General features: G+C 34.4%; 23 protein-coding genes. 7 read left to right on the forward strand and 16 right to left on the reverse strand.

Annotation, left to right across the window (positions count from 1 at the left end; all coding sequences use genetic code 11):
* Positions 1–587: 587 nt before the first annotated feature.
* From ILS93_RS03690 to ILS93_RS03705, 4 genes are all read right to left on the reverse strand, one after another.
* Positions 588–2,444: an alpha/beta fold hydrolase gene (locus tag ILS93_RS03690; RefSeq protein ID WP_222659997.1), complete on the reverse strand. Its 1,857-nt coding sequence runs from the start codon at positions 2,442–2,444 to the stop codon at positions 588–590.
* Between the two features lie 58 nt (positions 2,445–2,502).
* A complete protein-coding gene (locus tag ILS93_RS03695; RefSeq protein ID WP_064475794.1) occupies positions 2,503–3,069 on the reverse strand; it encodes a TetR/AcrR family transcriptional regulator in 567 nt (188 codons plus the stop codon).
* A 624-nt stretch (positions 3,070–3,693) separates the two neighbouring features.
* The gene (locus ILS93_RS03700; protein WP_064475795.1) at positions 3,694–4,017 is read right to left on the reverse strand and encodes a PepSY domain-containing protein; all 324 of its coding nucleotides are present in this window, start codon (positions 4,015–4,017) and stop codon (positions 3,694–3,696) included.
* Positions 4,018–4,037: 20 nt separating this feature from the next.
* Positions 4,038–4,508 (reverse strand): hypothetical protein, encoded by a 471-nt coding sequence (locus ILS93_RS03705; RefSeq protein ID WP_001233665.1) that lies wholly within the window; start codon positions 4,506–4,508, stop codon positions 4,038–4,040.
* A gap of 176 nt (positions 4,509–4,684) precedes the next feature.
* Between ILS93_RS03705 and ILS93_RS03710 the strand changes: the two genes are divergently transcribed.
* Both ILS93_RS03710 and ILS93_RS03715 read left to right on the forward strand, forming a co-directional pair.
* Positions 4,685–5,359, forward strand: a complete 675-nt coding sequence (locus ILS93_RS03710) for a response regulator transcription factor (protein ID WP_222659999.1) — start codon at positions 4,685–4,687, stop codon at positions 5,357–5,359.
* Positions 5,356–6,729: a sensor histidine kinase gene (locus ILS93_RS03715; protein WP_222660001.1), complete on the forward strand. Its 1,374-nt coding sequence runs from the start codon at positions 5,356–5,358 to the stop codon at positions 6,727–6,729. Before ILS93_RS03710 ends, ILS93_RS03715 begins: the two co-directional genes overlap by 4 nt.
* A gap of 177 nt (positions 6,730–6,906) precedes the next feature.
* Here ILS93_RS03715 and ILS93_RS03720 read toward each other — a convergent pair whose 3' ends face one another.
* From ILS93_RS03720 to ILS93_RS03730, 3 genes are all read right to left on the reverse strand, one after another.
* Positions 6,907–7,122: a hypothetical protein gene (locus ILS93_RS03720; RefSeq protein ID WP_064475798.1), complete on the reverse strand. Its 216-nt coding sequence runs from the start codon at positions 7,120–7,122 to the stop codon at positions 6,907–6,909.
* Positions 7,123–7,451: 329 nt separating this feature from the next.
* Complete coding sequence (locus ILS93_RS03725; protein WP_064475799.1) at positions 7,452–8,897, reverse strand: L,D-transpeptidase family protein; 1,446 nt, start codon at positions 8,895–8,897, stop codon at positions 7,452–7,454.
* Positions 8,898–9,808: 911 nt separating this feature from the next.
* Positions 9,809–10,231, reverse strand: a complete 423-nt coding sequence (locus ILS93_RS03730) for a hypothetical protein (protein ID WP_064475800.1) — start codon at positions 10,229–10,231, stop codon at positions 9,809–9,811.
* Between the two features lie 103 nt (positions 10,232–10,334).
* Here ILS93_RS03730 and ILS93_RS03735 point away from each other — a divergent pair, with 103 nt between their 5' ends.
* Positions 10,335–10,535 carry a hypothetical protein gene (locus ILS93_RS03735; protein WP_154131362.1) on the forward strand — a complete coding sequence of 67 codons (201 nt, stop codon included), beginning with the start codon at positions 10,335–10,337 and terminating at the stop codon, positions 10,533–10,535.
* Between the two features lie 169 nt (positions 10,536–10,704).
* Here ILS93_RS03735 and cuyA read toward each other — a convergent pair whose 3' ends face one another.
* From cuyA to ILS93_RS03755, 4 genes are all read right to left on the reverse strand, one after another.
* Complete coding sequence (cuyA, locus tag ILS93_RS03740; protein WP_222660003.1) at positions 10,705–11,700, reverse strand: D-cysteate sulfo-lyase; 996 nt, start codon at positions 11,698–11,700, stop codon at positions 10,705–10,707.
* Between the two features lie 272 nt (positions 11,701–11,972).
* Positions 11,973–13,205, reverse strand: coding sequence for a DUF4073 domain-containing protein (locus ILS93_RS03745; protein ID WP_222655268.1), 1,233 nt, complete (start codon positions 13,203–13,205; stop codon positions 11,973–11,975).
* Between the two features lie 196 nt (positions 13,206–13,401).
* Positions 13,402–14,943 (reverse strand): serine hydrolase domain-containing protein, encoded by a 1,542-nt coding sequence (locus ILS93_RS03750; RefSeq protein ID WP_222655267.1) that lies wholly within the window; start codon positions 14,941–14,943, stop codon positions 13,402–13,404.
* A 209-nt stretch (positions 14,944–15,152) separates the two neighbouring features.
* Positions 15,153–16,073 carry a class I SAM-dependent methyltransferase gene (locus tag ILS93_RS03755; RefSeq protein WP_088047170.1) on the reverse strand — a complete coding sequence of 307 codons (921 nt, stop codon included), beginning with the start codon at positions 16,071–16,073 and terminating at the stop codon, positions 15,153–15,155.
* Positions 16,074–16,275: 202 nt separating this feature from the next.
* Between ILS93_RS03755 and ILS93_RS03760 the strand changes: the two genes are divergently transcribed.
* Together ILS93_RS03760 and ILS93_RS03765 are read left to right on the forward strand one after the other, a co-directional pair.
* Entirely contained in the window at positions 16,276–16,869 is a 594-nt protein-coding gene (locus ILS93_RS03760) for an ATP-binding protein (RefSeq protein WP_149174103.1), read from the forward strand.
* A gap of 150 nt (positions 16,870–17,019) precedes the next feature.
* Positions 17,020–18,138, forward strand: coding sequence for an LPXTG cell wall anchor domain-containing protein (locus tag ILS93_RS03765; RefSeq protein WP_149174086.1), 1,119 nt, complete (start codon positions 17,020–17,022; stop codon positions 18,136–18,138).
* A 71-nt stretch (positions 18,139–18,209) separates the two neighbouring features.
* On the opposite strand, the gene ILS93_RS03770 is transcribed toward ILS93_RS03765, so the two are convergent.
* Together ILS93_RS03770 and ILS93_RS03775 are read right to left on the reverse strand one after the other, a co-directional pair.
* Positions 18,210–18,881 (reverse strand): ABC transporter ATP-binding protein, encoded by a 672-nt coding sequence (locus ILS93_RS03770; protein ID WP_222660005.1) that lies wholly within the window; start codon positions 18,879–18,881, stop codon positions 18,210–18,212.
* Positions 18,881–19,945 carry an ABC transporter permease gene (locus ILS93_RS03775; RefSeq protein ID WP_064475807.1) on the reverse strand — a complete coding sequence of 355 codons (1,065 nt, stop codon included), beginning with the start codon at positions 19,943–19,945 and terminating at the stop codon, positions 18,881–18,883. The genes ILS93_RS03770 and ILS93_RS03775 overlap by 1 nt, the downstream gene beginning before the upstream one ends.
* Before the next feature lie 185 nt (positions 19,946–20,130).
* On the opposite strand from ILS93_RS03775, the gene ILS93_RS03780 reads away from it, so the two are divergent.
* The gene (locus ILS93_RS03780; protein ID WP_048559929.1) at positions 20,131–20,754 is read left to right on the forward strand and encodes an ArsR/SmtB family transcription factor; all 624 of its coding nucleotides are present in this window, start codon (positions 20,131–20,133) and stop codon (positions 20,752–20,754) included.
* Positions 20,755–20,822: 68 nt separating this feature from the next.
* Positions 20,823–22,082 carry an MFS transporter gene (locus tag ILS93_RS03785; protein WP_222660008.1) on the forward strand — a complete coding sequence of 420 codons (1,260 nt, stop codon included), beginning with the start codon at positions 20,823–20,825 and terminating at the stop codon, positions 22,080–22,082.
* A 116-nt stretch (positions 22,083–22,198) separates the two neighbouring features.
* Here the strand turns inward: ILS93_RS03785 and ILS93_RS03790 are convergent, their stop codons facing one another.
* The 3 genes from ILS93_RS03790 to ILS93_RS03800 form a co-directional block, all read right to left on the reverse strand.
* Positions 22,199–22,669: a DinB family protein gene (locus ILS93_RS03790; RefSeq protein WP_064475810.1), complete on the reverse strand. Its 471-nt coding sequence runs from the start codon at positions 22,667–22,669 to the stop codon at positions 22,199–22,201.
* A 201-nt stretch (positions 22,670–22,870) separates the two neighbouring features.
* A complete protein-coding gene (locus ILS93_RS03795) occupies positions 22,871–24,247 on the reverse strand; it encodes a sensor histidine kinase (RefSeq protein WP_064475811.1) in 1,377 nt (458 codons plus the stop codon).
* A 1-nt stretch (position 24,248) separates the two neighbouring features.
* The gene (locus ILS93_RS03800; protein WP_081257291.1) at positions 24,249–24,926 is read right to left on the reverse strand and encodes a response regulator transcription factor; all 678 of its coding nucleotides are present in this window, start codon (positions 24,924–24,926) and stop codon (positions 24,249–24,251) included.
* Positions 24,927–25,045 lie beyond the last annotated feature (119 nt).

Below are 25,045 nucleotides of genomic sequence, written 5' to 3' on the forward strand. Positions count from 1 at the left end.
ATATAGATAAAGCCCCAGTACAAAGGTATCTATCAATACCAACAATTTGAGCCATTTAAATCTCCATCCCTCCTATAACAAAATTATTCAAAGGTATGAAAGCATATTATGTACCCTTAGTTATTGTTAGGATTAACACAACATGAGACATAACCCCAAACCATATTTTACTTTATTTATCCATAATATGTATTGAGAAAGAATGTAATTTCGAATCCTTTCCGTAACCCAACTATTGATCGTTTTTTCACCTATTATAATTAGTTATTTAGAATTTCATAATAAAAAACTGTAAAAAAATAACGAGTCCCTTAACGTACAGGAAGCGGTTGAAAAATATGTCTATACGCACAATTTTCTTTTTTTGATATGGTGACCCCATCGCAATCAAGCTAAGGTTTTGAAGTACCTACTAAATGAAATTTTTCTTTCTCTACAGTTAGTTATTCTGAGAAGTCAGTTCATTTTTTTGTTTTAGGGGTGTTTACTTTTCTTAAGTTGATGGGTATGGGTGGGACCCCAAACAGTGCAATTTTATTTCAAAGACACAACGATCTTACTACACACTTTTTATTTATCCCACACTCTCATCTGCTAGTATTACTATTTTTTATTACTAATGTTGCCGTTTCACTCGGATGGCTAAGAGGAAAATGATGGCCATATGGAACAAAATCAACCTTACCAAGATGCGATGGAGCAGAATAGCCTCTGTCATAATCCCCCCAAATAATGTGAAGATTATACTTTGTTACTTCATTGAAATCACCTTGATCGTTTTTAAGTAGTAAACTGTTAAGCTGAACCGTAGTATTTAAAATTCTAGGAGAAGTAAAACTGTTAATTATTTTTTCAATATAATGTCCAGGGATGCTCTCCGTACTTTCAAACAAACCATTACTTAATAAATAACGCTCTATCAAATTAGCAGTTGCCAATTTTAATGTCCATTTGTTCATAAATCGAGGAACATTTAGCGATTTAGCATTTTTTTTAGCAACAGGTGGCTGAAGTAAAGTGATTGAATACTTCTTATCTATGTACTCTTGTACCAATGCTTCCAGAAGAATAAACGCACCGAATGAATGGCCAATTAGATGTGCACCATTAGTAGCTTTCTCCAATAACTTTTTCACTACATTCAAATAGATATCTAGAAGATTTTTCTCTCGTTTAAAAGGAGAACGTCCCAAACCTGGAAGATCCAAGATCCATACAGGTTGACCAGTTTTTTCATGAAGCTCTTGTGCTAAAGGAAATAAATCCTCTCCATCACTCAATAAACCATGTAATAAAATAAACGGTTTACCCTCTCCTTGTAATTCGTAAAGGGTAGTGTTATCGCATAATGTTCGTTTAAATAAATGATTATGCTGGCCATTTTGATACATCATTCGATAATCCAGATCAGCTACTACGGCAGGGAAAAATTTCATTACACTCGTCTTCTTAAACCAATCTCCTCCCATAATTTTTTTCGCTGAAACATTTGAAAATTTTCGTTTTGTAATAAAATTTAGTCCATCAGAAGGAATTTTTGTTATTTTACTTACTCCACTATTCATAATTGCTTTCATAAGTGGCATTGGGACAGAGATTTTTGGTGCCCTCATATTCATACTTTCCGACATAATACTTAATAATTCAGCAATGTTCTGATCGTGCTGTTTGTCTTCAACAAGTGTAAATGTTTGAATAGTCGGTTGCTCCAATCTGAAAACCTGCACAATAAACTTCGCAAGCTCATCGTTTGAAATAAGTGGTAACCTATATCCCTTACCTCCAGGAATCACTGGCATGAGCCCTCTTCGCATACTCATCACAAGCAAACCTAATCCTGCTATCTGCTCTGTACTCCCTGTTTTACTACTACCTACTACAGTTGGCGGATTAATTACAGAAAGCGGATAACCTACTACTGATGCCTGGTGACGGATATAAAGATCTGCTAAAAATTTTGTTCTCTCATATGGATTTTTTATTTTCAAATAATTGTTTCCTTCTTTAAACACATCAATTGCAATCTTGCTATTTTTATCATCAAAGGGACTCATATAACCTACAACATGAATAAATTGTTGCAAGCCCTTCAATTGATGAATACTTTTAGCTAATTCACTAATATGTTTGGCACCATTTAAAAATACAGACGCTGCATCTTTACTTGTCACTTGAATATCCATGGGGCCTCCTGCGTGAATAATCACATCCGTTTTCAATATCCTCTCCTTATCTTCAGCACTTAGGCCTAAATCTATTTTCGTCAAATCACCTTCAATAAAGTGCATAACTGCCTTTTTTAAGATGCCTCTTTCTTGAAAAATGCGTGTTGCTTTACTTTTCGACCTCACTAAAAGAAGAATTTTAACATCCTCTTTGGCTAATTCTTTCACTAATTGCTTTCCAATAAAGCCTGTTCCACCAATTAAAAATACTGTTCTCATATAAAATCTCCTTTTTAGTACTATTTAGTACTAATTTGATGTAAAAAAAAAGCTTCTTTTATCGAAGCAAGTTTAAAAAATTATCTGCTGTTTTCGTGATTACAGTTGCATCCTTCAATGTTTCTGAAATAAATAACGCTCCTTCAAGATTTGTAATAAAAAGTGATGCAACCTCATCAATATTAATCGTATTTCTGAATTCCCCATTCTCTACCCCTTGTTTAAGTAATAGAGAAACTTTCTTTTGTAATTCTGTAAAAAAAAGACCTATTTTTTCTTTTATTTGCGTGGCCTGTGTAGGACTTTGAATATAAAGAGTAATAAATGGACAGCTCCCCTTATACTCTCTCGACTGAACTCCTTGTGATAATTGCTTTAAAAACAGTTGGATACGATCTTCAACTAAAAATTGGTTCTGAGAAAGTACGTCATCAATTGCAGATTGATACATTTCAATCCAATAATCAACGACCCCTTCTAATAATACTTCCTTATTAGAAAAGTGATAATACACATTAGACTTTGAAACTTTGCTTACACGTACTAATTCATCCATACTTGTATAAGCAAACCCTTTTTCTAAAAATAATGTTGCAGCTACTTCAATCACACGTTTTTGATTCATTAATTTTACCTTTGTCATAACTAGAACTATATAGTACTAATTTAAATGTTGCAAGTATTTATGTTAATTTAGAAAAAAGTTTGATTAAAAAAGTTCCACTAACATTGATTTTACTGCAAAAAATTCTTATTTTGAATAAAGTTGAACTGAACCCCGAAATTGTTAATTCACTATCGTCTAATAGGGGGCACCATACATGCCCATCAACTTAAGAAAAAGAAATTCCCCCAAAACGAAAAAATGAGCTGCTTCTCAGAATAACTATCTGTAGAGAAAGAAAATTTTAATTTAGGAGGATATGAAAATATTAGCTTGATGGTGATGGGGTACCGCCAGAATTTCGGAAAAAACAACACTAAGAGTATACAAGATTTTATACAGTTTTTTGGTTAATCCAATAACAGACAAGAAACCTAAAACCGCGGCAGGATAGAAATGTATAAGAAAATGCATAGATCCATAGAACAAAAAAAGACGATTCCCTTGTGAAATTAGGGATTCGTCTTTTTCTTCGCTACCGATAACAAGTATTGTGTAAATAAGCTGTCCATATGGGCAGCTTATTTTATTTTTGCTTAGCCTGAATTTTTTCAAATATACGATATTTTATTTGTCGATATTTTTTTAATCTTCTTTATCGATTTCTATTGTACCTGTTCTAGCACTAACCTTTAAAATATTTAACAAATTATCAGGTGTCTTAATTTCCATTTCATATTCAAATGTAGATTGTGCTAAGTTGTCATCTTCTAATTCGAATTCTTTTTTCACATTAATAATTTCTCCCTTTGTATGAGCTAAAGAAATTTCACGAACTTGTTTCTCTGTGTAGTTTTCATTCTTTTTCGCATAATTGTAACCCATACCATAATATCCACCAACAATAGCAATACCACTTACTAAAATAGCAATTACACTTATCATTATTTTCTTTTTATGTTTTAACATTTTCATCCACTCCTTCATGATTAATCATCTATTCCAAATCTTGTTTCAAGTGCATTTTCTGCTTGCTCTAATTGATCTTCCAATATATCGTGTTCTCTTTCTTGCGTTTCATATTGTTCAACAGTTATCGTTCCAGCGTGATAATCTGCTTCTAGCTGATTATCAGATAGATCTATCTTGTCATCTAATTGATCAATTTCTTTTTTTGCTGCTAAGTACGTATTTAAGTTTTCTTCTTTTGCTCCAACTGGTTTCGTGTTATTTGCCTTTTCAACGATAGATGTGACTTCGTTTTTGAAATCTTGTATTTGCTTCGTGTCATTCGTAGCAGGCCCTGTTTTGTTTGGTTCTTGTTGTAGTTGAGCACTTTCTTTTTGCAATGTATCATTTTCCACTTTCAGTTGTTGTACTTCTGTATTGTTATCAGCTTGAGTAGAACAAGCTGTTAAGAATAAACAAGACATTGCTCCAATCAACATCCACTTTCTCATTCTGTTTTCCTCCCTTTACATGTGCACCTTATCCTTGCCTTTATATTACTGAACAAACATTAAAGGAAGATTAATGTACAAAAAAATAAAATGATATAATTAAATAGTTTCTAATCTTTCTTTAATGTTTTGGAATTATACTGATACATATTAATAAGAAGAAAAGGAGAATGTTAATGCGAGTTCTTATTGTCGAAGATGAACAAGACTTACAAAATATATTAGTAAAACGATTAAATGCAGAACATTATAGTGTCGATGCATGCGGGAATGGCGAAGATGCCTTGAATTATATAAATATGGCTACGTACGATTTGATTGTGCTTGACATTATGATTCCTGGAATAGATGGTTTACAAGTATTACAAAGATTACGCACGGATAATCATACAACTCCTGTCTTGCTTCTTACAGCTAAAGATACAATTGATGATCGCGTAACAGGACTCGACTTAGGTGCGGATGATTATTTAGTAAAGCCGTTTGCTTTTGATGAACTGTTAGCAAGAATTCGAGTGTTAATGCGAAGAAATACAGGAAACACATCTAATGTGTTTGAAATCGCTGACCTAGTGGTAGATTGCAATATGCATAAAGTAACAAGAGGAGATCAGATTATCACTCTTTCCAGTAAAGAATTTGCTATTTTAGAATATATGATTCGTAATAAAGAAGTTGTGCTCACACGAGATAAAATTGAGCAACATGTGTGGAATTACGACTATGAAGGTGGCTCGAATATTATTGATGTTTACGTCCGCTATCTTCGTAAAAAAATTGATAGCCAGTTTGAAACGAAGTTAATTCATACAGTCCGAGGAACTGGTTACGTATTGCGAGTAGAATCATGAAAAGACTATCAATCAAAATGAGAGTAACCCTGTGGTATACAGGGCTAATTGTAATTATTATGGCACTCGTGTTAGCTTTTATTTTAACTTCTTCAGATAAAGTTTTGCTTTTTAATATGAAAGATCAATTGAAGAGTACAGTAAAAGAAAGTATTGAAGATATCGAATATAAGCATGGACAATTAAAGATGGACGATGATTTTGAACCCATAGAAGATGGAGTAAATATCATCATTTATAATAAACAAGGTGAGCTGCTGGCAGGAAATAGTCCAACAAGCTTTAATAAAAAGATATCGCTTAAATCCGATGAAATACAAACCATTAAAGACGGTAATAAAGAATGGATAGTCTATGATTTTCTCCATAATGCAGGCGGCGATGAGCAAGTCTGGGTTCGTGGAATAATGACTATGAACCAATTATCATCAACGATGAATACGCTTATTGTGGTAACACTCATCTCATTTCCATTACTTATTCTCATTGCCGCAGTGGGAGGATATTTTATTACGCAAAGAGCGTTTCGACCTGTACAACAAATGAGTGATTCAGCTAGTAAAATTGGTGATGGTAAAGACCTTTCGAAGAGAATTCATTTACAAGGTTCACCGAAAGACGAAATGTATCATTTAGCACAAACCTTTGACAAAATGTTTGAGCGATTAGAGACATCATTTGAAAGTGAAAAACAATTTACATCTGACGCATCTCATGAATTAAGAACACCAACATCTGTTATTATTTCGCAATGCGAATACGCTTTATCACAGAGGAATAATCCGAAAGAAATGGAAGAATCGTTAGAAGTAATTTTAAAGCAATCACGTAAAATGTCCACGCTTCTATCCCAACTCTTATTATTAGCAAGAGCTGACCAAGGAAACCATAATACTTTCCAATTTGAATGTATCAATATGAGTGAATTAACGGAAATCGTTGTAGAAGAGCTTTCATTAATGGTTCAAGAAGCTTCGATTGATATCACAACTCATATAGAGGAAGACTTGTTTATGAAAGCAGATCAAACATTGATGATGCGTTTATTAATGAATTTACTAACGAATGCGATTGCTTATAGCAAAGCGAACGGCACTGTGCATATGCAACTGTTCCGTGATGAAACCAACATAATAGGTAAAGTCTCCGATAATGGCATAGGCATCAGCGAGCAACATATTACGAAAATATGGGACCGCTTCTATCGAGTTGACGGGGCACGAACATCTTCAAACATCGGAAATACAGGTTTAGGATTGTCGATGGTAAAATGGATTGTCGAACTACACGGAGGAGAAATTACAGTTGAAAGTAAATTAGGAGAAGGCAGTACTTTTACCTTTAAACTACCAATTGAAAAACGAGCATAATGTATGAATGTTTATAGCTCCAGAATAAAGATTCTTCAATCCTTATATAAAAGTAACCGACGCATTTTAAACAGCATTGATTTTATCATTTTTGACAACCCTTTCTGTTAAGTTGATATGCATATGGAAAAGATATCGAAATAAAACCCCAGAAATCCAAAGGTCTCTGGGGTTTTATTATATATTTAGCTCTTTTTGCTTTTTGTTTTGTTTATGTTTATGCAGCAATTTTCGGCTTATGAGAGAAATCAGTAATAAGATCAGTATTAGTACGAAAAGTTGCATAAATGATAAATCAAAATATTTAGCACCTGTAACAATTAAAAGTGTAGAAATCGTACCTTTTACAATGAAAAAAATAATAATCCATAATCCGCCTTTTTTCCAGTTCATTTTTATATTACCCTTTCCTACGTTTAAATTCTTAAATGGGACACCTTATTAAAAATCTATTATATTAATAAAAAAGTCATGTCTAATTAAATGCAATGATTACATAATAAGTGAAAATGATATTCAATGTCAATTTTATTGACTGTTTGAATATCTGTTTCTTCACTTCAACCTCTTCCTACTTTGTTTCTTACAGGCAATGAACTCTTGTTTCCAAACAAAAAACACCTCCATTGAATTTACATACTTCGCATGCGAATTCAAGAGGTGTTTTTTCATATACCATCAAGTAAAATTTCCTGCCTTATTTCTTGATACGTACCTATTTTCTAGTACACAATAACTGGATCATACGTGTTCAAACTATCATATACAGTTTTTGCAACGTTAGGCAGAAGGTTTACACACCCACCTGATCCCCCTGTTAAATAAGCATTATTTCCCCAGTCTTTTCGCCAGCCTGCATCATGGAATCCTTGACCACTATTTGTGAATGGAACCCAGTAATCTACTTTAACTGCATAATCAGCTTTCCCTACTGCGCTTCCTTTCAGCGTGTATGGTGTTCGTTTATATAGAACGTACCACACACCTGGTGATGTATCTTCACTCGTGCTATGTTTACCCGTTACTACATTTGTTGTGACGACTAATTTCCCATCTTTATAAATCCAAATTTGCTGATCTGCAATGGAAACTTCTGCATATGTATCTCCGATGCCATTATTCGATGTTGTTTTATAGCCGATTCCTTCCTTCTCCCAACCATTCCCGTGAATATTAGAAGCAGAAAGCGATTTTTCGCCTTTCTCAAAGGCTTGTTGAACTTGTTTTGTTTCTTTTTCCACATCTAGTGCCCAGCCGTATCCTTGTCCTTTTACTGATATAACCGAACCCGAATGTGTTTTAAAAGCGAAGTCTTTATGTAATGTAGATTTAGCCTTATTAATTTCAGCAACCTTATTTTTAATGTCGCTCGCATCGATTGTCACTTTCATATCCTTTGACATAGAGGCATTTTGAATTAAATCTTTCGCTTTTAATGAGTACACTTCATCCTGCACTTTATAATCAACAGACTGCTGAAGAAGATTTTGTAATGCTTTCTCTTCTTTTTTGATAATCGGATCGTCTTCTTTAATAGGCTGTATGTATGTAGACTTTAGATGAATTTCGCTTTTATGCTTCTGCTTGTCGTAATCTTTTAGTAGATTCTTAACGTCATACTGTTTTCCATCAACGCTCTTCGAAATAACAACTTTTCCTTGTTCGAGCTTCGCCATAGCATCTTGAGGCGCTTTTAATTTTTCATTCATAGAAACAAGCTTTTCTTCTACAAGTTTTTTCATCGTTTCACTACGATACTGATCCGCTTCTTTCGGTAGCAATGAATAATCTTTGTCCTTTGCGGAAGGGAAAAATGTCCACTGGCTTTTTAATAGTTTCTTAACCTGTGGCAAATCGTTTTCTGTCAGTTCCGTTTTTGTATCTTGTTCATCTAAAATTTGTTGTTGATCAATATAGACTTTATTTGCTAGTCCCGATGTTTTTAACTTCTGTATTGCCTGATCAGCGCTCAAACCACCGACTTTTGTATCGTTAATCGTAACATTCGAATTGAAGTGAGTTGCCTGATAATAACTCATTCCTCCAATAAGAAGTGCAATTACACCGCCACCCGCAGCGATTAGCTTCCAATTTGTAAAACGTTTTCTCGATCTTACCCGTTTTTTCTCAACTTCTTCCACAGATTCATTTACTGTATTGTTGTTCATCAATCTTTCCCCCGTATACATAAACGTCAATTGATTTTAAACCAAAACCATTGATTAGTGTACCTTATTTTCCCTGAAATTTCATTGTTTTTTACCAGTTTCATCTAACTTTAATCGATTAAAGTTAGATTTTTTAATAGAAAGATATATAAAGATGGTAGATAAAGTGAAAAAAGGACCATATCAATCGAGTTATTACGCCCCCCCTCGCATTTCCCTAATGTTAAAGGGTAATCCTCTCTATAAATATTTTAACCTAGTGAAATAATTTTGAGAAGTTTCAAGTTAGAGGAAGGCAACATAGAATGCCTTTTATTTGTGAATAATTTAATGTCGCATATTTTATAAATTTAAATGTAAACTATGCTTCCCACATTTCACCAGGTTTCACAACCTCTACTATCGGCCTAACGAATTTCACCTTATGACCTTATCATCAACAATTTCAAGTTTCTTTAAAACTATTATATATGTTTGTACCACGCTTTATTAATACGATTAATCTTTTCAAGTGTTGAATTTTCAGACTCATTCTTTGGTGTAATCCTAGTATTAGAACATCCTGCAATAGCGAGACAGTATGTAACCAATAAAACTAATAATATTAATTTCTTCAAATAGCCACTCCTATATAAGGAAAATATTATATTGAGAAAATTAAACATAACATCGAATCTTTGTAAAAACAATATATTTCCTAGTATTATTATGTAATGGCGGATTAATGCACACCTTAAGGTTCATTAATCCGCTTATAAGCGTAGAACCTCATGCTCATCAAGTAAATGTTCAATTTACATTTTATCCGATTCTCAATGTTTATTCCAATATAAAAAAATAGCTATTTTTGTTGAAAACTAAGTGTCTCCCAAAATGATAAATACGAATTGAATTCCTATAACCATATATATTTATTCAGCTAACTTCTCCCCTGTAACAATCCGAAATAAAGTAGCTGCATGTTTTCCTTCTAATTGAGCGTACAGATGATTCCCCGACTTAATTTCCAATTTCTCCTTATTAGTACTTACCCAAATTTGATACAACACAGCTTTCGCCTCTATTTTCGGATTTTTAAATTGAAAAATAAAGTGATAAGCCGCTGGATGAGACATTTCCACTTTTTTATTTTCAAAATTAATATCATTTAATATTTTCTTTACTTGCAACACTTCATTATTATCTGTCACTACCTTAAAATCTTTATATTCATTATCACCAATATGTTTTTGCACTTGAATTCTTTGATCTTCATTTCCTACTATATTTGAACAGCCGGTTACTATGAATATACATATGGTAATAAAAACTAGAGAAAAATTTCTAACTCTCATATTCATCAACCTCTTTTCAATACAAAATATCTCAAATTGTAAAATAAAGGTAATTATTTTACACTTAGAAATATAAATAATAAAGAGAAAGGAGTGTCGTTCTATGCAGTTACAAACATACACTTGGAAAAGTTATATGTTTCTCATTGTAAGTATATTCGTTACTATTAATCTCTTTCTCTTCGCACCTATTTTAGACAGAGTTGGAATAGAATATGTCGTGCCTTTCGCCTACTTCATATTAGCTTCCGCTGTTATAGCGATCATTTTATTTTTCCTTTGGTTTGGTTACCACTTCACTTAAGTGAAATATAAATACACTCCATAAGTCACAAATAAAATTAGTAAAATAGCAATGCCGAGTACCGTGTATATAATCCATTGTAAGTTCGAACTCATATACTCCCTCCTCTTGCCTCCTAACAATTCCAGTATATAACAAAAAGCATTGGATACCCAATGCTTTTTCATACTTACGCAAATAAAGACGTATTCGCATATAAAGCTGGTGAACCACCTGAATGTACGAATAAAATGTTGTCTTCTTTATTAAATGTACCTTTTTTAATTAAGTCGATTAATCCCGCTATCGCTTTCCCTGTATACACTGGATCCAGTAAAATACCTTCTGTTTTCGCAAGTAATTGAACTGCTTCCACCATTTCTGGCGTTGGTAACGCGTAACCTGGTCCTACATATTCATCAAAGCATGTAACAGCTTCGCGCGGGATAAAGTTCGGAATACCAACGTGAGCTGAAGTTTCCTCTACAAGTTTTGCTACTTTCTCTTCTTGTTCTGCTTTTCCTCTACTTACGTTGATTCCAATTACAGGAATGTGACTTTGTGTTCCAGCAAAACCAGTAATTAAACCAGCGTGCATACCAGCGCTACCGCTTACGCAAACGACTGTACTAAAATCAATTCCTTGGTCAAATGATTGTGCCATAATTTCTTGCGCACAAGCAACGTATCCCATTGCACCAGTAGGATTTGATCCACCAACTGGTATGACATATGGTGGATTACCTTTTTCACTAACTTCTTTCGCTACTTTATGCATCTCTTCCATAAGATCTGCCCCGTTTGGTACAACAATTACATTTTCAGCACCTAGTAAATGATATAAGAAATAGTTTCCGTTAAAGTCTGGCTTCTCTTCTGGCTCAAGCCCTTCTTCTAATACAAGGATACATTTCATTTTTTCTTTTACCGCAGCTGCCAGTGTTAGACGGCAATGGTTTGACTGAATACCACCAGCTGTAATTAACGTATCTGCACCTTTTGCCTGTGCATCCGCAACTAGAAACTCTAACTTTCTCGTCTTATTACCACCAGCTGTTAAACCAAGTAAATCATCTCGTTTAAAATAAATAGTCGGCCCACCAAGTGCTTCAGAAAAATTGTTTAATTTTTCAATTGGTGTATATGACTCTGTATATTTTTTTCTCGGGAATTTAGCTAAATTCATAAATAACGCTCCTTTTGTACTTCTTTCACAATGTATGTAACGATACTATTATTACATGTAAAAATGATGAAGTCATCTTTCCGGGTGAAAAATGTGTTGGAATTCGGTGTTAGTGAATGAAATTGTATTAACACTTCGGCTCTTAATACGATACATGAAATTTATATCGGCGCAACTCGAATTATATCAGCGATTTTTCAAATATATCGACTTACCGAAAAGAACAAACAACACCAAAAGGCACACTCGATGAAAAGTGGGCCCTCTTCCAATCACTTATTTGCCGAAAATCGAAGAAGCTGCGTTAATCCTGGTTCTACATTCATTTCGCCTTTATGGCGTACGTATACAATCTTGTTCCCATCAAATTTTGGAGGATTTGCTGGATTATACGTCAGCCACTCGTTCGTTCCTTCTACAGAGTACTCCATATACTCCGTTGCACCGACGATTATATTTTTACTATCATCAGCGGCTACATTTGGTGCCATTTGTGCAATTTTCGAATCACTAATTAATAATTTTTTTATCTCCTTATCACGTTTGTAATCATAAGCTGTCACCATTACATCGCTACCATATGCTTTTACTTGCAACCCTTGTTTAAATGAATAGCCATCAGGAGCAGTCTTCTCTCCGCCATTTGGCCCAGCCGACATCCAGCCCGTTTCAATCCCGCCTGTATTTACAACAGTAAATCCTTTATTATCTCCGCCTGTAATTTTCTTTTTACCGGCCCAGTCTGGTAGGTTTAAATCCCAATGCGTGTGGCTTGTGAAGAAAACAACTTGCGGATAGTCTTTTAATATATCGTACAACTTATCAACGTTTAAATAATCTTGTAAATACGGATTTTGTCTTGATCCAGATACTGTATCAGGTAAAACGTGATGAGAGAAAATGAAAATCGGCTTATTTTTATCTTTTTGGCTATATTCTTCTAAATTTTGTTTTAACCAACCTAATTGCTCATCACTCATAAATACTTCATCCCACATTTTTGAATCGTGGTATTTCATATATTTTTCAGTTCCTAAAAATAAAAGCGGATGACCGTCTAATTCTTTTTTATGATATACCTTTTCTTGCCCGCTAAATTGTAAGTAGCGGTTGAATAGCGTTTCTTCCGTTACACCATTTGGCCATGTACTTTGAGAGAGCTTCCCATCAGCTGTCCATTTACCAGCATAAAACTCATGATTCCCAACAGTTGACCATACATTCTCTGGATGCTTATTTTTGTTTAACACACGCTTCACATCATCATATTGTGACTGTTGTCCCGTTGGCGTTATATCCCCATTCATAATAAGCGCTCTAGAAAGTGGTGTCACTTTGTTCATATCTTTTAATACGTGATCAAAATCCCCCAAATCCCCTTGAATATCACTAATAACGTTAAAAGTGGTAGCTGATTTTCGAACTTGTTCTTTCCCTTCCGCATGTGCTGAAAACGTCGGTAATAATGCCGTCATAACTGCTAACGAAGCAACTGTCTTTTTCATACAAATTCTCCCCCTAATCATAGAATGTATAAACTGACATGTTCTGCTTTCTCTAAGGTGCTTGTCCAATTCACATTATAAGGAGGGATTGTAAAGATAGATGACGTTAAAAGTTAAGTGTTTCTTAAGAGATTTTGTCGTTTTTTGCAAACCACAATTAGCGATTCACGCCAATCTAGCTTTCTAGCCTTTAACATTACATACATGTAAATTTTGATGTTAAATCTTTTAGTCTCATACGTTGTTTTTTATTACTTCTAATTTTCGGGAAAAATCCACTAATTAATAATGTTATAATCCATACCATTATTAGAATAAAGTTTATTGTATTACCGGAATTCAAGCTGAAAACTCTCCACAAATAGGCAGCAGAAAAAACGAGAATAGCAGTAATAATAAGTAAAAATGTCCTAACTACTAATCCGATGTAGGGTTTCTTCTCTTGCTTAAAAATGAAAGTTCTTCTACCTTTGTACAATCTAATTACAAATAGCAGCAAATATACACTAAGTGTGGCTCCAATAACAATTGATGTAATGGAATTGCTTTTTCTCTGCTCAGCTAGAGAGAAGTAACTTTCAGGTAATTTTCCAGTTTCATATTCCATCCATGCGTGGTAAATATCCTGTCGTAAATCTATACCACCTTCACCATTTGTAAGGATTACCAATCCATCTTTTGTATTAGGAATGAAACCATAAAAAGAGTGCCAGCCTCGATTGTCACCAGAATGATAAATTAATTCCCATTGATTAGATATTTTTTTTTCAAATATACCTAAACCATTCTCCCCTAATACTGGCTTTTGCATTTCCTCAACACGTTCACTTTTGATGACACCATTCCCTTTATTATTTGCATCCATGCTTGCAAGTATTAATGTCATCATATCCGTAACATTTGTCTTGAGACCTGCAGCAGCTTGTTCAGTAAATTGGTAACTAGGAAGTTCCTCTCCAAAATATCCATAAGCTTTCGAAAGGTTATAGTTTTCAGGACGTTGTAAGAATGAACTAGATTTCATTCCTAAAGGTTTCATAATTTGTTCTTCCATATAACGATTAAACGGTATTCCGGTAACCTCTTCAATTACAAGTTGTAAAATTGTATATCCGCCACCAGAGTAAATTGTTTCTGAACCTGGTTTATTGGTAACCTCCACTGGTTCATTAAGCCATCCTTTTCCAGACAGAGACTCCTCGATAGAATTAAGATTTTTCCCTGGTACAACCCCAAGGTATCCTTTATGTGCAGACAGTCCTGCTGTATGACTTAATAATCTTCTTATCGTAACTTCATTATTATTAAACTCTGAATTAGGTAATTTCCATTTGGTCAGATATTTTCCAACGGGATCATCTAGTGATAAACGACCTTCATCTACAAGATGTAGGATTCCCCACGCTGTAAGGCTTTTAGATATGGAACCAGCTTGAAACAAAGTATCATCACTCACCGCTTTTTTTGTCTTTTTATCTACATAACCGTAGTTTAGTGTATAAGCAATACGCCCCTCATGTACAATCCCTATTGCAATCCCTGGTACCTCATAATTCCCCTGCCATTTTGGTACCTGTTCATCCAACTTTTTTTTGAAATCCTCTATACTCCTATCAGTCAACATACCCGATTCTGCCCTCACCACATTTGTAAAACACGCTTCATTCGTAATAAATATGCAAATAATTAAACATAAAATACTTTTGCATATTATCGATGCTTTTTGCCTATTCTTCATTTGTTCTACCCCTTTTTTCAGAATATTCTACCCATCAATCAGAGTATCCCATTCTAATATCCCGTTCTATCGATTTTTATTACTTAACCTTACATAATTGTAATAAAAATCAAAAATTTACATGCTTAGGGGTTTTACTGTTCTTTATTCAAGGGCAGGAAATTTAATAAAAAAAGACACAGAGATTTCTCCCCATGCCTACTAATCCTCTACCTCTTCACCGCATGCACATAATGCACCGTCTCAAAAGCTTCTAAATAATCATTTCGTCCTTCAAAGTATAACTTATCAATATCCTCTGGTGATAAGTGCTCATAAATGAGTAAGCCCGCCTTCTCTAATAGTGCTTCCATTTCTGTATAAGAAAAACACGATTTCATCGGTTCTCCGCCTACTGCAGCTATTTTCACCATATTTTCAACTCGATTGGACAGTCCTTTTTCCGTAAATAAATTTTCATCCGGATAATCAACAACGATAGAACTTCCATCTGGAACCATCGCAAATAAACGTTCTATTAAACTAGATAGTTCCTCTTTCGTTAAATAGTACGTAACACCTAATAGGCTAAAAAACGTCTTTTTATTTTCAAATCCTTCATTTACTAATGTTTGCTTCGAGAAATCTTTAGTGAAATCCATCGAAACAAAATGAAGATTGTTTGGAATTTCATACTTTGCTTCTTTCACTCTTTGTATTTTAAACGCTTGCGTAGAAGGATGATCCACTTCAAATATTTCTATTTTATTCTCTAACTCTCGGTGTCTAAAACTAAATGTGTCTAAGCCAGCACCGAGTATGACGTATTGTTTTGCGCCTAATGTAATTTCATGTAGTAATACTCTTTCACAATATGCCGCGCGTGCCAAAGGTGTTGGTGATAATTGAACTTGTGTAATCCATTTTAATATTTCTTGTGGATTGTCTTGAAACTGCTGTGCAATGTCTGTATTGAAAAAATGTATCCCTTGAACCATATTCGTTTCAATATCGTTACGTTCTTTTGGTGAAATGAAATCTTTAGCTACATAATCATCAAAGATTTTAGGACGATCAAATTCACTATGATACGCTCTTCCGAAAGCTGATACTAGCGACGTTACACTCGCTTCACCTTTTTTCACGCACATACACTCCTTCATTTTTACAACAAAAATAGGGTTCCCCTGGCCAGGAGAACCCTATTATACACTTTATTTATATATCGGTAAATTATAGAATAAATAAGTTTTTTTGTCAAGTTTCTAGCCTGCTATCAAACCAACAATTTGTATATTCTCTGGCAGGAAAATTGTCGATTCACACAGAATGTTCCAAATTATAACAATACATATGGAGGCCAATATGAAACGATTAGTCATTATTACCGTAGGAAAAACACACAGCGGAAAAACTACATTTGCTAAAGAACTAGAAAAAGAGTTACCCAACTCTTTCGTTATGGATCAAGATAACCAAGCTGAATTTATCAACACACATTACGAAAAATTACAGCCGGATGAAGGCACTAATACATTTAAGCACGGTTTTTCGAAATTCATTGTTGATTATGCAAAAGAACATACGAGTTTACACCTTATTATTTGCAACTCAAATAGAAGTCGAAACGGCAGGATGTATTTACTCAATGAATTGTTTCAGAAAGATGACTATGTACGCATACTCGTTCATTTTGATATTCCAGATGATGTCCTTTACGAAAGAGTAGCTCGAAGCACGCGAAGTACAAATATTTTTAGAGGTGATTATTCTAGTTTCAAAGAAGTACTCGATCGACAACATTCTGAATCACTTCACGAAGATGTGGTAGATCCTATAGAAAACGAGGCTGATTATTTGTTTGTTATTCGCAATAGCAAGGATATAAACTCTACTATAGAAGAAATTGTGCATCTTGCTAAAGATTTGTCCCCTACCCAAAAATAAGAGACTATAAAAATTACATAATCATAGATTATTATGCAAATACTTCCTCTAGACATCGTACATGGTATATAATGATAAGATAATCTACTTCTATATGCTCAATTTTACACAAAACAGCTCATGCATATGAAAGAAAAGAGGTACAATAATATGAAAACAAAACAAACAATTGCTGCGTCTACACTAGCTTTAGCAATGATTGCTGGCGCAAACTCTGCTCATGCGGAAGTAACTGATGCTACTCCTCAGCAAAGTACGGGAGATCGATTAGCTGAAATTAAACAACATAGACAAGAGTTAGATGCGAAATTGCAGCAGCACAAAGAAAACGTGGATCAAACATTGAATGAACTTAACCAAGTTAAGGAAAATGTTGATACGAAGGTTAATGAACTACATGAGCGTAAACAAGTTGCTGATGAAAAAATTAACGAAATGAAACAACGTAAACAAGAGTTAGATGCAAAACTTCAGCAAGACAAGCAAATCGCCGAAGATAAAATCGCTAAAATTAAAGAGCATAAAAAACAAGTAGAAGACAAAGTTGCTGAAGTTAAAGAACATAAGCAAAATATCGATAATAAGGTTAATGAGATTAAAGAACATAAACAAACTGTCGATGAAAAAGTGAATGAAATTAAGCAACATAAAGAAAATATCGATCAAAAGGTTAATGAACTTAAGGAAGTTAAAAAACAGGTAGATGAAAAATTAGCTGAGTTAAAGAAAGCAAAACAAACTGCTGAGGACAAACTTGCTGAGCTAAAAGAAAATAAGCCGAATACTGGGAACACGTTAGAGGAACTTAAGAAAATTAAAGGCAATTTAGATAGTCTTTCCGCTAACTTAGAACTAGCTAAACAAGATGTAAAAAACAAACTTGCTGAATTACAAAAAGCTAGAGAAGATTTACTAAATAAAATTAACGAAATAAAACAAGCGAAACAAACTGTTTCAGACGATTTAACAAAGAAAAAACAAGACTTAGATATTAAAATCAACGACTTTAAACATACTGAGAAAAAAATTGATGACAAATTAGCTGAGGTACATACAACGAAGCAAAATGTCGATAACAAAATTAATGAAGTATCTCAATCGAAACAAACAGAAACAAAGACTGGTACTACAAATGTAGACAATAATACTAGAGAACTTCCTAACGCCGGTAGTGAGCAATCAAATAATATGGCTTTAGGTATGTTATCTGTATTAGGCGGCGTTTTATTAGTAACACGAAATAAAATTAAAGCGTTATTCTCAAAGTAAAGCAATTATACCTATTTTAAAATAATTATACGAAAGACAACCGCACATTTATGTGTGATTGTCTTTTTTCTTTATATTAACTTCCCATCTCTAAGCGTCAATATACGATCACATACATCAAGCATTCTTTCATCATGCGTAATCATAATTGCTGCTTTTTGGCTCTCTTTCACTTCACTTTTCATCATTTCAACGACTTCACGTGCGCGTTTTGAGTCTAAACTTGCTGTTGGTTCATCCGCTAATATTAAGTCGGGGTTGTTCATAAACGCACGAGCGATTGCTACCCTTTGTTTTTCCCCGCCAGATAGTTGATTTGGATAATGATTTTTTCTTTCTCCTAATCCAAATGCCGCTAATAAATGATCCGCACGCTTTTCTGAGTCTTGTTTGTTTTCTTTTTTAAGCTTTGCAATATAAAGCAATTGTTCTTTAACATTTAAATATGGAACAAGATTTGCAAACTGGAAAATGAAGCCGATTTTTTTCAAACGAATGTCTGTCATTTCCTTTTCTGATAACTGTGTAATATTTTGCTCACGAATGTAAATATCCCCTTTTGAAGGTGATAATAATGCACCCGCGATTGATAATAACGTACTTTTCCCTGATCCAGAAGGACCAACGATTCCGATAAATTCTCCAGCTTTCACATCAAGGGACATCGGATGAAGGGCTGTTACTTCCGTATTCCCTTCTCCGTACACTTTACTTACTTTGTCTAATTTCAATAATGAAGTCATTACATCCCGCCTCCAATTGCTTCTAATGCATCAACTTTTAATACTTGGTATAACGAAATAAGTGTTCCTAAAATACTAATTACGATAAAGATTGCTGCATATTGTGCAATCATCGGTGTTGTTAATAAGAACGGCATACCTGCTGGTAAAATTTGTTCTAATCCTTGTACAAGGACAATACTAATTACCATCGCAACGACTGATAAGAATAACGCCTGCACGACTAAGCTATTTGCTAAATAAGAATTCTTTGTACCGATTGCTTTTAATACACCTAATTGTTGTGTTTTTTGCAGTGTAATGACGTAGAAGAATACACCGATTAGTAACGCAGCGATAACAAGTAAGAACGCAATGATCATCGTTAATGTTCCTTGCTCTTCTTTAAATCCTGGAATACTTTGTAATACTTCTTTTTTGTCGATAACATGTGCATTTTTAATTTCTTTATCTGTATGCAGCGCAATTGCACTATAATCTTTTTGGTTTGGTTGTGAAATAGAGCCCCATACGTCTTCATTTACATAAACGACTGGTGTATGGCTAAACATTTGGTCTTTCGTAAATCCAACGATTGTAAATTCTTTCTTTGAAACAGGATCAATAATTGTATCTCCAATATCGATTCCTTTTTCTTTAATAGATTCATCAGCAACCATTTCGTTATTTGCTGTGCCTAATTTCTCACCTTTTACAATGTTCGGTTCTAAAAATGAATCACGTTCACTGGAGAAAATAGCAACATCCACTTTTTTCGAACTATCTTTCTTTTCATACGTTGAAACTTTCACACGAAACGGAACGGCCTCTTTCTCGCCTACTTGATTTACTACGTTATCTACATCATCTTTCTTAATTTGTGAACGAAGTAATTTATTTTCCGCATCATCTGCTAAAACAAACTTGTTTGCCTCCATATTTTGAATCGATGAAGCATTATCATATGATAGTCCATTTGCTAATCCTGAAATAACAAGAACTAAAAATGATAATAACACCATAATCAGTCCGATTAATCCGTATCTTAATTTTGATTGTTTCAATTCACGCAGAGCTAAAAACATTTCGCTCGCTCCTTCCTCTTTTTTTCTATGCACTAATCATAAAAAAGAAATATGAACGGAATATGAACAGAAGATTACAGAGGGGAAGATTTAATTTTCAGAAAGTATTGAAAATAACTAGAATCCTTGATACAATTCAGTCAAATAATCTTGACCGAGTAATTTTATTTAAGGAGTTGATCATTTTGAAGCCCATGTTAACACTCACTACTTATAGCCAACTAAAAGCAATAAGCGATCCACTACGTGTCGAAATGATGATGCGTCTATGCGAACGTCCTTATACAGGACAACTACTATCTGAGAAATTCGGCATTCCAAGGGCGAAAATTCATTATCATTTAAAAGAATTAGAAAAGAATGGTTTTATAGAAATTGTTTATACAGAAGAAAAGAATGGCATCATTCAAAAGTTTTATCAATCTGTCGCTAAAGGCTTCACCCCTGCCGCGAACCTATTACCTCATTTAGAAATATTAAGCGAATCCGGTCGCCAAATCTTTTTACAAATGACGGAAATGACGAAAAGCCATATTCTCGCTGCACCTGAAGAAGCTTTTACATTACGGAAAATCAGCGAAGATCCAGCTGAGTGGAATTACGTTTCATCTTGCTGGGAGTTTGATGCTACGCCAGAACAATTTCAAGTGTGGGTGAAAAAGTTTTATGAAGTGATGTCTGAATTAAACGAGATTACAAAAGATGCAGATAAAGATCCAAATAGTAAATCTTATTACATTTCTACTACTGCACTACAAATCGACGAACGAGCGATGCAGCGCTTTGTGAAAAAAGAAGAAAAATCGTAATACGATTTTTTTACATAAACGGTCAAATTTATTTTACCGAATAAATATATTATAAAGGAGTAGATTAAATGGACATATTGAAAAACCGGAATTTCCTCTTATTGTTTTTAGGGAGAATTTTTACAAACATAGGAGATAGTTTGTATTATGTAGCGGCGATGTGGCTCGTATATAAACTGAGTGGTAATCCTTTTTATTCTGGATTGGCTGGTTTCCTTACATTATTACCTTCTGCACTTCAATTTCTTACCGGTCCATTCGTTGATAGATGGTCAATCAAAAACACCCTCGTCATTACACAAGTTTTGCAATGTATTCTTATATTAATCATTCCTATTACACACTACTTCGACCTATTAACTGTTCAACTACTACTCATCATTATGCCTATCGTAGCCTTTATCGAACAATTCACCTATCCCGCACAATCAAAAGCTTTACCACTTCTATTGAATAAAACACAATTATTAAAAGGAAATTCACTCTTTTCATTTGCATATCAAGGCATTGATTTAATTTGCACGACGCTTTCTGGCATATTAGTAGCACTACTTGGCGCAATCACTTTATATGTAATCGACTCTTTCACATTCGCGATTACTGCCCTTTTGTTCTTTTCATTGAAAATGCCAAAGCAAGCGGAAAACAATACATCACTTTCAACTAAACAATATTTCTCTGATTTAAAAGAAGGCTTTTCGATCGTCTTCCGTTCATTAATGGGCGCCTTCTTAATCGGTTCAGTTGTCGCTAATTTTTCAATCGGTATGACAATGGCGATACTCCCTTCTTACGCTGATTCTGTTGGAGGCGTGAAAACATATGGCTTCTTCTTAGCTGCTATATCAGCAGGTAGTCTCATCGGTGCATTATTCAGTTCATGGGTTGGCAAACGTAATGTTGGCCGTGTCTCCATTATTAGCTTTGCGACTGGCGCTATCTTTTGGTTTCTCTCTACGATTGTACCGTTTCAATGGCTATCTATTCTCTTTTTCGGCCTAGCTTGGATACCAATCGGTGCCACCAACATATTATTTGCGACAATTAGTCAAATTGCAATTCCAAATCAATATCTTGGACGCATTAACTCAGTCATGCAAAGTATGGGCACAATTGCTATGCCGTTCGGTTCTTTAATTGGCGGATACACCGCAAATGTATTTAGTAGCCAACTCATTTTTGCGCTCGCTAGCATCGGTATTTTATTTATTTCTCTCATATGGCTGCTTCATCCGAAATTACGAGCATTGCCGAAAGCTGATGAAATTACAGCGGATACTTTTGGAGTTCATTTTAGGGAAGAGCGCGGGAAAGGTACAGCTTTATAGCAGGAACAAACATAACCCCGTTCTAGATTTGGGACGGGGTTAAAATGTAGTTATTTAATTTTGGATGTAAAATACTTCACTAAAAATATAACAATAGCACCAACTAAAACGTTCAATTAACGATTTGATGGCCAAGACCCCTGCATTTTCCTTAATTGAATAATTTGGCCTGTATGATAAGCATCATGAAGCATGATGTCCAGTAATTTCTTCTCGAGTGAATTTTGTTCAAGCTCTTTTTCGGAAATCGCGCTCAATACCTGTCTTAAATTACGCTGAGCATTTTCAGAACGTTCAACGACTTCCTTCCATTCCGTGTCATCATTAGATTGCTTAGTAAGATAAAAAGTGTCATTACCGTCAAGATTATGTGTCCATTCACGGCCTTCCAAGTTTGCAGCAAGCCTCTCTTTGTAATAAATGAGATGATTAACGCTCTCCCAAATGGTATTCGTTGCCTCACCATATGGTTTCCACATAGCCTGTTCGGCTGTAAGTCCTTCTATAGCATGTTTAAACGGTGCATACCAACTCTCTTTATCGAATGTTGAATCTAGTACGTTTAATAACAAGTCAATTCGTTTCAAAGTAATTTCCTCCCTATACGGTTCAAGTTTTAATACAATCCTTATAACTCTGTAGAGATTCTACATGTTTAAATAAACTTCCTCCTGAGCTCACTCCACAAACTCGTCCGATTATGTAATGAAAATGACTCACATTTTTTCACTTTACACGTATACTAGAAACCAAAAAAGAAGAGGCCCTTCCGTAGCAGCCTCTTTCATCTATTTCGGAAGCTCCACCTGAACAGTAGTCCCTTCCCCTTTCGTACTATACACTGAAACGTTTCCGTTATGCAGTTCTACAATCTTCTGTACAATCGATAATCCTAAACCGCTACCTTCTACGTTTCTTGCTCTTGCTGTATCTACTTTGTAAAAACGATCAAATATACGATCCATTTCTTCTGTTTCCATACCAATTCCGTTGTCTGATATATAGATCATCACACTTGATTCTAATTCTTCTACAACAAATTCAATCGTTCCGCCGTCGTTTGAAAACTTAATACTATTCGTAAAGATGTTACTCCATACTTGATGAAGTAAGTTTTCATCGCCTTGTATTGTAATGTCTGGCACATCAAATTCAACAGCGATATCTTTTTCACGCCATTTCCATTCGAGCATAAAAATGACGTCTTTAATTTGCTTCTGCAGATTAAATTCTTTTATTTGCAATACTTTCTCTTCTTTGTCTAAAGAAGCGAGCGTAAGTAACTGTTTACATAAACTAGACATTCGCTTACTTTCGCCCTCAATAATTTGTAAGTAATGGTTTCTTTCTTCTTCACTCATCTTTTCTGTTTGCAATGTTTTCGAAAAACCTTGTATGGATGAAAGTGGCGATTGAAATTCATGTGAAACGTTCGAAACGAATTCTTGTCTCATTTCATCTAACTCTTTTATACTTTTCGTCATCTTTTGGAAGCTTGTAGATAACGTACCAATTTCATCTTTTCGTTTTACATCTAATTCAATTTCATATTTACCACTCGCAATTTTTTGCGTAGCCCTCGTGAACTTACGAATTGGGCGAATGATATACCCTGCTGCAATCGCAATAAAAATAATACTTAATAAAACGATAAACCCTAGTAATACCGCTAGAAAAATTCGCATCTCACCAAATTGTTGCTGAATGTCAGGACGAATGAATAAAGCGTACTGTTTATCACCGTGTTTTACCGGCACACCGACACTATTAATTAATTCATTATCGAAAAACCCCGTAATAAAGAGGCGTGTTGGATATGTAGAAACGCCGTTAAACGTTTCCCCTTGCAATACTTTACGAACGGTGTCATCACTAATTGTCGTCTTACGAAACGCATTGCCAATACGCTTTCCGTTCTTTTGATCATCGACAATATAAATTTCATATCCTAATTTCGCGATAGACTGTAAGTACGCCTCTTGATTTTCTTCACTTTGCTTTTCATATAACGATTTTACTTCTTCCGCATACATTAAAATCTTTTCACTATTGTACGGTTTTAACTTCACTTGATAGTATACATTTGTTAATAAAAAACCGATAATACTGCTAAGTAGCATGATTCCAACCGTCATAAAAACAAATCTAGAGTATAATGATTTCATCTTATTTCAACTCCAACTTATAACCGAGTCCGCGTACTGTCGTAATTTGAAAATCATCCGTTCGTTTTGAGAAACGATCTCTCAGTCGCTTCACATGAACATCAACTGTTCGTTCGTCCCCTTCAAAATCCATTCCCCATACTAATTCAATTAATTCTTCTCTTGAAAATGTCCTTCCCGGATAACTAGCAAGTTGTGATAATAACTCAAATTCCTTTAATGGAAGCAGAATCGTTTGACCATTACACTTTACTTCGATACCTTTACGATCAATTGTTGTTCCATGAAGTGTAATAATATCAGCACTCAGCATTTGATAACGACGCAGTAATGCCTTCATACGGAAAATGACTTCAGCTGGTTCAAATGGCTTTACAATATAATCGTCCGTACCAGAAATGAATCCTTTTTCTTTATCAACTAACTGATCTTTCGCAGTTAATAAAATAACCGGTATATCATGATACTTCCGGATTTCTTCACATAACGTATAGCCATCAACAAACGGCATCATAATGTCTACTATCGCAAGGTGAATATTCTCTTTCTCTAATACGTCTTGTGCTACCTTTCCATCTTCTGCTTCAAAAACTTTAAACCCCTCTTTTTGCAAATGGTAATGTAACAATTCTCTAATATGCTTATCATCATCAGCTAATAAAATATGTATCATCTTCATTAAACCCTCTCTTGTTCATCCTTCTACATCCTTACCTTAAGAAACAATTGGATTTTTTGCAAGAAAAAGAAAAACAAACCAACATTTTAAGATAAATAAAAAGAATCTATTTTGAAAAA

The sequence above is a fragment of the Bacillus sp. 16GRE42 genome (assembly GCF_019837435.1).
GTDB lineage: Bacteria > Bacillota > Bacilli > Bacillales > Bacillaceae_G > Bacillus_A > Bacillus_A wiedmannii.

What these genes read in the sequence shown, in the direction of transcription:
- ILS93_RS03690 (WP_222659997.1), bottom strand. Translation starts at nt 2,444, where the DNA reads ATGAGAACAGTATTTTTAATTGGTGGAACAGGCTTTATTGGAAAGCAA.
- ILS93_RS03695 (WP_064475794.1), bottom strand. Translation starts at nt 3,069, where the DNA reads ATGAATCAAAAACGTGTGATTGAAGTAGCTGCAACATTATTTTTAGAA.
- ILS93_RS03700 (WP_064475795.1), bottom strand. Translation starts at nt 4,017, where the DNA reads ATGTTAAAACATAAAAAGAAAATAATGATAAGTGTAATTGCTATTTTA.
- ILS93_RS03705 (WP_001233665.1), bottom strand. Translation starts at nt 4,508, where the DNA reads ATGAGAAAGTGGATGTTGATTGGAGCAATGTCTTGTTTATTCTTAACA.
- ILS93_RS03710 (WP_222659999.1), top strand. Translation starts at nt 4,685, where the DNA reads ATGCGAGTTCTTATTGTCGAAGATGAACAAGACTTACAAAATATATTA.
- ILS93_RS03715 (WP_222660001.1), top strand. Translation starts at nt 5,356, where the DNA reads ATGAAAAGACTATCAATCAAAATGAGAGTAACCCTGTGGTATACAGGG.
- ILS93_RS03720 (WP_064475798.1), bottom strand. Translation starts at nt 7,122, where the DNA reads ATGAACTGGAAAAAAGGCGGATTATGGATTATTATTTTTTTCATTGTA.
- ILS93_RS03725 (WP_064475799.1), bottom strand. Translation starts at nt 8,897, where the DNA reads ATGAACAACAATACAGTAAATGAATCTGTGGAAGAAGTTGAGAAAAAA.
- ILS93_RS03730 (WP_064475800.1), bottom strand. Translation starts at nt 10,231, where the DNA reads ATGAGAGTTAGAAATTTTTCTCTAGTTTTTATTACCATATGTATATTC.
- ILS93_RS03735 (WP_154131362.1), top strand. Translation starts at nt 10,335, where the DNA reads ATGCAGTTACAAACATACACTTGGAAAAGTTATATGTTTCTCATTGTA.
- cuyA (WP_222660003.1), bottom strand. Translation starts at nt 11,700, where the DNA reads ATGAATTTAGCTAAATTCCCGAGAAAAAAATATACAGAGTCATATACA.
- ILS93_RS03745 (WP_222655268.1), bottom strand. Translation starts at nt 13,205, where the DNA reads ATGAAAAAGACAGTTGCTTCGTTAGCAGTTATGACGGCATTATTACCG.
- ILS93_RS03750 (WP_222655267.1), bottom strand. Translation starts at nt 14,943, where the DNA reads ATGAAGAATAGGCAAAAAGCATCGATAATATGCAAAAGTATTTTATGT.
- ILS93_RS03755 (WP_088047170.1), bottom strand. Translation starts at nt 16,073, where the DNA reads ATGTGCGTGAAAAAAGGTGAAGCGAGTGTAACGTCGCTAGTATCAGCT.
- ILS93_RS03760 (WP_149174103.1), top strand. Translation starts at nt 16,276, where the DNA reads ATGGAGGCCAATATGAAACGATTAGTCATTATTACCGTAGGAAAAACA.
- ILS93_RS03765 (WP_149174086.1), top strand. Translation starts at nt 17,020, where the DNA reads ATGAAAACAAAACAAACAATTGCTGCGTCTACACTAGCTTTAGCAATG.
- ILS93_RS03770 (WP_222660005.1), bottom strand. Translation starts at nt 18,881, where the DNA reads ATGACTTCATTATTGAAATTAGACAAAGTAAGTAAAGTGTACGGAGAA.
- ILS93_RS03775 (WP_064475807.1), bottom strand. Translation starts at nt 19,945, where the DNA reads ATGTTTTTAGCTCTGCGTGAATTGAAACAATCAAAATTAAGATACGGA.
- ILS93_RS03785 (WP_222660008.1), top strand. Translation starts at nt 20,823, where the DNA reads ATGGACATATTGAAAAACCGGAATTTCCTCTTATTGTTTTTAGGGAGA.
- ILS93_RS03795 (WP_064475811.1), bottom strand. Translation starts at nt 24,247, where the DNA reads ATGAAATCATTATACTCTAGATTTGTTTTTATGACGGTTGGAATCATG.
- ILS93_RS03800 (WP_081257291.1), bottom strand. Translation starts at nt 24,926, where the DNA reads ATGAAGATGATACATATTTTATTAGCTGATGATGATAAGCATATTAGA.